This window comes from Allobosea sp. CER48 (genome assembly GCF_044752385.1).
Lineage (GTDB): Bacteria > Pseudomonadota > Alphaproteobacteria > Rhizobiales > Beijerinckiaceae > Allobosea.
In genome coordinates this window covers 1-7,219 of record NZ_JBIWYK010000140.1, presented here as the reverse complement: position 1 = coordinate 7,219, position 7,219 = coordinate 1, and the positions used below count along the sequence as shown (strand labels likewise).

The 7,219-nt window shown below is 67.5% G+C and carries 6 protein-coding genes; 2 read left to right on the top strand and 4 right to left on the bottom strand.

Annotated elements, in window-relative coordinates; translation table 11 throughout:
• Positions 1 to 11: 11 nt before the first annotated feature.
• Together ACIPIA_RS07515 and ACIPIA_RS07510 are read left to right on the top strand one after the other, a co-directional pair.
• Positions 12 to 1,091 (top strand): branched-chain amino acid ABC transporter substrate-binding protein, encoded by a 1,080-nt coding sequence (locus ACIPIA_RS07515; RefSeq protein WP_400508160.1) that lies wholly within the window; start codon positions 12 to 14, stop codon positions 1,089 to 1,091.
• A 236-nt stretch (positions 1,092 to 1,327) separates the two neighbouring features.
• Positions 1,328 to 3,421, top strand: a complete 2,094-nt coding sequence (locus tag ACIPIA_RS07510) for an ABC transporter ATP-binding protein/permease (protein ID WP_400508158.1) — start codon at positions 1,328 to 1,330, stop codon at positions 3,419 to 3,421.
• Between the two features lie 98 nt (positions 3,422 to 3,519).
• Here ACIPIA_RS07510 and ACIPIA_RS07505 read toward each other — a convergent pair whose 3' ends face one another.
• From ACIPIA_RS07505 to ACIPIA_RS07490, 4 genes are all read right to left on the bottom strand, one after another.
• Complete coding sequence (locus ACIPIA_RS07505; RefSeq protein ID WP_400508156.1) at positions 3,520 to 3,999, bottom strand: META domain-containing protein; 480 nt, start codon at positions 3,997 to 3,999, stop codon at positions 3,520 to 3,522.
• Between the two features lie 132 nt (positions 4,000 to 4,131).
• Positions 4,132 to 5,118, bottom strand: coding sequence for an ATP phosphoribosyltransferase (gene hisG / locus ACIPIA_RS07500; RefSeq protein ID WP_400508154.1), 987 nt, complete (start codon positions 5,116 to 5,118; stop codon positions 4,132 to 4,134).
• Entirely contained in the window at positions 5,115 to 6,227 is a 1,113-nt protein-coding gene (locus ACIPIA_RS07495) for an ATP phosphoribosyltransferase regulatory subunit (protein ID WP_400508152.1), read from the bottom strand. Before ACIPIA_RS07495 ends, hisG begins: the two co-directional genes overlap by 4 nt.
• A 260-nt stretch (positions 6,228 to 6,487) precedes the next feature.
• Positions 6,488 to 7,219: ATP phosphoribosyltransferase regulatory subunit (locus ACIPIA_RS07490; RefSeq protein WP_400508150.1), on the bottom strand; the 732-nt coding region annotated here is incomplete at its 5' end.

Genomic DNA, 7,219 nt, shown 5'->3' with positions numbered 1-7,219 from the left:
CGGGCGCTGCCCTGGCCACCACGCTGTTCCTGTCGGCCCAGGCCGCTCGGGCCGACATCACCATCGGACTCGTGGCGCCGCTGACGGGGCCTGTCGCCGCCTATGGCGACCAGGTGAAGAACGGCGCCCAGACGGCCGTCGACGTCATCAACAAGAACGGCGGCGTGCTCGGCGAGAAGCTGGTCCTGAAGCTTGCCGACGATGCCGGAGACCCCAAGCAGGGCGTCTCCTCCGCCAACCTGCTGGTCGGCGAGAAGGTGAAGTTCGTGGTCGGCCCCGTGACCTCCGGCGTCGCCATGGCGGTCTCGGATGTTCTCGCCGAGAGCGGCGTGCTGATGGTGACGCCGACCGCGACATCGCCTGCCCTGACCGCACGCGGCCTGACCAACGTCTTCCGCACCTGCGGCCGTGACGACCAGCAGGCGGAGATCGCCGCGGCCTATGTCCTGAAGAACCTGAAGGACAAGAAGATCGCGATCGTCCACGACAAGGGTACCTACGGCAAGGGCCTGGCCGATTCCTTCCAGAAGGGAATCAATGCCGGCGGGCTCAAGGAGGTCGTCGCGCTGACCGTCAACCCCGGCGACAAGGACCTGTCGGCCGTCGTGACCCGCCTCAAGGCCGCGAATGTCGACCTGATCTATTTCGGCGGCTACCACCCCGAGGGCGGGCTGCTCTCGCGCCAGTTGGCCGATGCCGGCGTCAAGGCGGTCATCATCGGCGGCGAAGGCCTTTCCAACACCGAATTCGCGGCGATCGGCGGCGACCACGCCACCGGCACGCTCTTCACCAACGCGACCGACGCGCTGAAGAACCCGGACTCGGCCCAGGCTGTCGCCGCGCTGAAGGAGAAGGGCATTCCGCCGGAGGCCTTCACCCTCAACGCCTACGCTGCCGTCGAGGTGCTGAAGGCGGCGATCGAGAAGGCCGGCAAGCCGGGCGACGCGAGCGGCGCCGCCAAGGCGCTCCAGTCGGGCATGCCGGTCAAGACCGCGATCGGCACGCTGACCTACGGCAAGACCGGCGACCTGAGCTCGCCGAGCTTCTCCATGTACAAGTGGGACGCCGGCAAGATCGTCGCCGCCGAGTGACGCTGGCCCTTGGCAGGCGACCGCCTGCCAGTGCATCCCCCATCCCTCCGCCCCGGCCGAGATCCGCTCGGCCGGGGTCTTTTTTTCGTGCGCCGCCGGCGGCCGAAAGCGCCTCCGGCCGCCTGTCCGCCGGATGACAATTTGCTCATCCTGATGCGCCGCCATTGAAAGGCCACTTCCGCTGCGACATGGTCCGAATCGTGGAGTCGACCGTTTTCCCGCCAGGATCCCTGCCCATGCGTCTGTTGAGCATCCTCGTCGCCCTGCTGGCGGCCGCCACGCTGGTCGTCGGCCAGCAAGCCGGATCGGCCAGCCTGATCGGCATGGGCGTGGTCGGCCTGCTGCTGGCAGTAGTGACTTTCCGCTCACCCACCCTGCCCTTCTTCCTGCGCATCTTCTCCGGCGTCTTCGCCATCGAGTATGTGCTGTTCGGCGCGGCTGCGGTGCTGGCGCAAATCGGCGCGTGGCCGGAGGCGCTCCAGATTCCGCCGGTTCCGACCAGCCTGCCGACCACCGTCGGCGTCTTCGGCATCCTGATCTACGCGATCTCCTTCGTGCCGGTGATCGGGCGCATCGCCCGGATCGCCTCGCCCTATTTCGAGTCCGACCAGATCACCACGGCCAATCTCTGGCCGATCGGCCCGTTCAGCATCAGGCTTGGCACGCTGGCGGTCTCGCTCTTCGTGTTCCTGATCGTCCTGAACCAGGTACAGGTCGGCATCACGCTGCGCCTCTCCTTCTTCAATCGCGACATGTACGACGCGCTGCAGAACAAGGACGCGGCCGCGTTCTGGTACCAGCTCTTCTACGTCTTCTGCGTCTGGGCGCTGCTCTGGGTCATCTCGAACCTGATCGAGCTCTTCGCCAACTACACGATCCTGATCCGCTGGCGCCAGTTCATGGCGAACGAGTATACGCAGCGCTGGCTGGACCACGCGACGCATTACCGGATCGCGCTTGCCGGCAGCGTCGACAACCCCGACCAGCGTATCGCCGAAGACACCCGCGCCTTCGTCAACCAGACCTACGGCTTCGCGTTGCCGCTGCTCTCGCAGGTGTCGACGCTGGTGTCGTTCTCGATCATCCTCTGGAACATCCAGGTCGCCTTCACGCTGCCGGGCACCTCCATCACCGTCCCCGGCTACATCTTCTGGGTCGCGTTCTTCTACGCGGCAGCGGCGACGTGGCTGACGCATCTGATCGGCCGCCCCCTCATCCGGCTCGAATTCGAGCAGGAGAAGCGCGAGGCGAATTTCCGCTTCTCGCTCGCCCGCCTGCGCGAATATTCGGAGCAGATCGCGCTGATGGTCGGCGAGCCGACCGAGCGTGCCCATCTCGCCCAGCGCTTCCGCGACATCGTCGAGAATTTCTACCGGCTGGTCTGGCGCCGGCTGAAGCTGACCAGCTTTACGCTGTCGTACAACCAGCTCAGCGTGGTGCTGCCCTACATCATCCTGGCGCCCTACTATTTCGCCGGCACGATCACGCTTGGCATCATGATGCAGGTCGCAGGCGCCTTCGACCGTGTGCAGACCGCGCTGTCCTTCATCATCAACAGCTACTCGTCGATCGCCTCCTATCTCGCCTCGATCAACCGTCTGACCTCGTTCGAGACGGCGATCGCCGACGCGCAGCACGGGCCGATCAGCGAGGAGGCCCTCGGCCGCGAGACCTCTCGCGACGAAGGCCTGCACATCCGCAACGCGACATTGCTGCTGCCGAACGGCAAGCCGATCGTGAAGCTCGGCAAGCTCGATTTCGGCACGCAGCGCTCCACCTTGCTGATCGGCCCCTCGGGCTCCGGCAAGTCGACGCTGTTCCGCGCCATCGCCGGCATCTGGCCGTTCGGCGACGGCAAGGTCGGCATTCCACCGGACGCGCAGATCATGCTGCTGCCGCAGCGCCCCTATCTGCCGCAGGGCTCGCTGCGGGCTGCCCTCGCCTACCCGGCCGACGAGCAAGCCTATGACGACGCTGCGATCCGCGCCGCTATGGAAAAGGTCAAGCTCGGCCATCTCGCCGACAAGCTCGACGAGGTGGATCTCTGGGGCCAGCGCCTCTCCGGCGGCGAGCAGCAGCGGCTGGCCGTGGCCCGCGCCCTGCTGAGCAAGCCGGACTGGCTGTTCCTCGACGAGGCCACCGCCTCGCTCGACGAGAAGCTGGAGGGCGAGATCTACGCCACCATCGACCGCGAGCTGCCGGACACCCGTATCGTCTCGATCGGTCACCGCGCGACGTTGCGCACGATGCACGATGCGATCGTCACCATGGAGCCGAACGCGGACGGCACCTTCACCCCGACGCCCACGGAAAAAACGCCGGCGGCCTGAGGGCAACCAGCGACGCTACGACGAGAAAGGGCCGCTCACGCGGCCCTTTTCCTGTCCGTCTGCTGAAATGTCTCCGCCCTCAAGGGGAGACGAAGCTGTCAGAGCGAGCGGCTGAGGGTCAGCTCGCCGGCCGCGCCCTTGAGGACGAGGCGGCCATTGACGATGTCCCAGTTGCGCGTCCCGCGCAGCGCGGTCAGGAAGGCGCGCTCGAAGTCGAGCATGGCCTTGTCGCAGCTACGCTTGGTGAGCGCGATCGGCCCGACGGCCAGGCCCTGCTGGCGCAGCGGGTAGGCCGCGGCGGAGAACGTGTTGCAGCCGCCGAAGCCGGTGCCGCGCAGGTTCTTGTCGATGATCAGCGTCGCGCGCCGGTCATAGACCGGCTTGCCGTTCAGCTGGACGAGGCTCCAGCTGGCGCCGAGCGGGAAGGTCTTCTCCTGCTGGGCCTGCGGAATCTCGGTCTGGCCACCGAGCTCGGTGCGCGACGGCATCCGCTGGCGCTGCGCCGCGGCCTCGCCCGGCATCAGCATCGGCACGGCCAGGACGGCAAGGACGGCCGCAAGGCCAAGGCGTCGGATCATGATCGTCTTACCTGCATTCACTCGCACGGCCGCGCGATGGCCGCAAAATCGGTTAACACGCCTAGAGGCCAATTGGTTCAGGATCAAGGCTGAAGCGCGGTCGACGCCGTCATTCCGTTGCGGAAAACCACATCAGAGCCGCGCGTTGAGCCGCTCCAGCAGACGGTTCGAACGCCGGAATATGTAGCTGGGTGCCGAGACGGTAACGTCATCGGCGCCGAGGCCGTCGAGATGCTCGACCAGCGCGAAGACAGCCTTGTCCGGGCAGTGCAGGGTGAGCGGCGTGCCGGCCACCGGAGCACCGAATGGCAGGCGGGTGCCGAAACGCTCCGCCAGTGCAGCCAGGGCGTCGTGCGACAGCTCGATACGGGCGCGAACCTCCCGGATCGTGCGCCCCTCCTCCTCCGCGGCAATGCGCGAGAGAATGGTCCTGGCCGCCGCCCTGGCACGCTCGCCCCAGGGGGCGCGCATCGAGGCGACGAGATTGGCCTCGGAAGCCAGCATCACGCCGTCGTCGAGCACCTTGAGCGCATTGGCTGCCAGCGTCGCGCCAGTCGTCGTGATGTCGACGACGATCTCGGCCGTGCCGGCCGCAGGCGCCCCTTCGGTCGCGCCGAGGCTCTCGACGATGCGATAATCGGCGAGGCCGTGCTGCGCGAAGAAGCGGCGGGTCAGGTGAACATATTTGGTTGCGACGCGCAGCTTGCGGCCGTGGCGGGCGCGCATGGTCGAGGCGACGTCCTCGAGATCGGCCATGCTGCGCACGTCGATCCAGGCCTGCGGCACGGCGACGACGACATTGGCGTGGCCGAAACCGAGCGGCGTCAACATCTCGACCGCGGCATCGGCGTCCGAAAGCTGCTCGCGGACGAGGTCCTCGCCCGTAATGCCGAGATGAGCCGCGCCTGAGGCAAGCTGAGCGACGATTTCCGAGGCCGACAGGAACGCGACCTCCGCGCCCTCCACCCCGGCGATGGTGCCGCGATAGCCGCGCTCGCCGCTGGCCTTGACGAATTTCAGTCCGGCGCGACCGAAGAACGCGGTCGCGTTCTCCTGCAGCCGGCCCTTGGACGGCACGGCGAGAACAAGCGGAGCGTCGTTGCTGGACGGCTGGCTCATGCCGCGTCTCCCGTCAGCCGGTCGAGCCAGAGCGAGGCGCCGACAGCCGCGATCGGCCGGCTCGCGCCGAGACGGCCGAGAAGGTTGTCGTAGCGGCCGCCACCGGCGACCGGCTTGCCGTCACCGCGAGCAGTGTCGTGCAGTTCGAAGATGAAGCCGGTGTAGTAGTCGAGATTGCGAGCGAAACCCGCCGAGAAGCGGATCGCGCCGACATCGACGCCGCGTGCGGCGAGAAAGCCGGTTCGCTCGTCGAAGGCGTCGAGCTGGCGGCCGAGATCGAGCGAGGCCTGGTCGGCCAGCGCCCGAAGCGCGGCGGACGCGCCGTCGGGATCGCCGGCGACCGCAAGGACCTGGGCCAGCAACGCCTTGACGTCGCCATTGACCGGATTCTCGCGCTCGGCAGCGCGCGCAAGGAAGCGCTCGGCGATATCGGCGGCCGTGCGCCCGCCCACCGTCGAGATGCCGGCGATCGACAGCACATCCTCGACGAAGGCGCGGGCGGCCTTGGGGTCCTGCCCCTCAAGCGCCTTGAGCAGGCCGGCATGGGCTGCCTCGCCCTCTGCGACCGGGGGATCGAGCGCGTCGACGGCCTCCGTGCCCTTGCCCTGCACGATCGCGCGGACGAGGCGGCGGCGCGCGGCCTGGGGCACCGACAGCCCGTCGAGCAGCGCGCCGAGCAGCGCGACATCGCCCATCAGGATGCGCGGCGCCTTCAGGCCCAGCGCGGCCGTCGCCTCGATGGTGAGCGCCATCGTCTCGGCATCGGCGGCGGTGACGTCGGCACGGCCGAAGGATTCGATGCCCGCCTGCTGGAATTCGCCGGGCTCGTTGGCCCTCATCCGGAAGACCGGGCCTGCATAGGCATAGGCCGCCGGTTCGGTCGAGCCCGAAGCGATGTGATCGAGTGCCACGGGAATGGTGTATTCGGGGCGCAGGCACCAGTCGCGGCCATCCGCATCCTGCGTCATGAAGATGCGGCGGCGGATATCCTCGCCGGAGAGATCGAGGAAGACGTCGGCGGGCTGCAGGATCGCGGGCTCGGCATGAACATAGCCCTCGCCTGCGAAGAGCGCGATCACGGTCTCGATGCTGGCGCGGCTTGCGGACACGGCTTCCTATCCTGTTGCGAGCGCCGTGCCGGATTTCAGCATCGGATTGCTCCGAAGAGTGGTCCCCACTTTTCGGTCCGATGCTCTAGCAGCGGCGCCGTCAATTTTCGAGGGATTTGAGGGAAATGGGTGAACGGGAATCGAAGGGAGCGACCATCGTCATGGTCGGGCCTGTCCCGACCGTCCACGTCTCGCGCCCGCGACCGCCGCGTTCAAGACATGGATGCCTGCCCAAAGGGCGAGCATGACGGCTGCGGCGTTTACGAATGTCGCGCCAGCACCCGCTTCACGCCCTCGACCAGTTCCGCCAGCGGCACCGCGAACTGTGCCTCGGCCTGCTTGGCCTTGTGCTCGGACGAATCCTTGACGTCGCGGCTGGCGGCCGCGAGCTCGGCGCCGAGGATCAGGTCCTTGATGACGACCGTCCCGGCCTCACGCTCGGACGACCCCTGAATGACCGCGCAGACGGCGCCGCGCCGGTCGGCGTATTTCATCTGGGCATTGAAGCCGGAAGCGCCGAGATAGAGATCGGCGCGCAGGAGCGGCTTGCCGTCCGCGTCCTTGGCCTGGCGCAGGGCCGAGACCATCGCCTGATAGCCCGGCATGAACTCCGGCGACTTGTTGTCCATCGCGGTGACAACGACAAGCGGCAGTTCGTTCCGGCTGTCGACGATCGGCGACTTCACCGCCTTCAGCGCCGAGAAGAGCCGGGAGACGCCGATCGAGAAGCCGGTCGCCGGCACGGGCTCGGGCCGGAAGCGGCCGACGAGGCCGTCATAGCGCCCGCCGCCCGCGACCGAGCCGAAGCGCACCACCTGCCCGTCGTCATTGGTGACCGGAAAGGTCAGCTCCACCTCGTAGACCGGGCCGGTGTAATATTCGAGGCCGCGGACGACGGAGGGGTCGATGATGATACGGCCGAGATAGCCGGCCGCCGTGATCAATTCGCGGATCTGCTCCAGTTCGGCGATGCCGACCTGACCGTTCTCCGC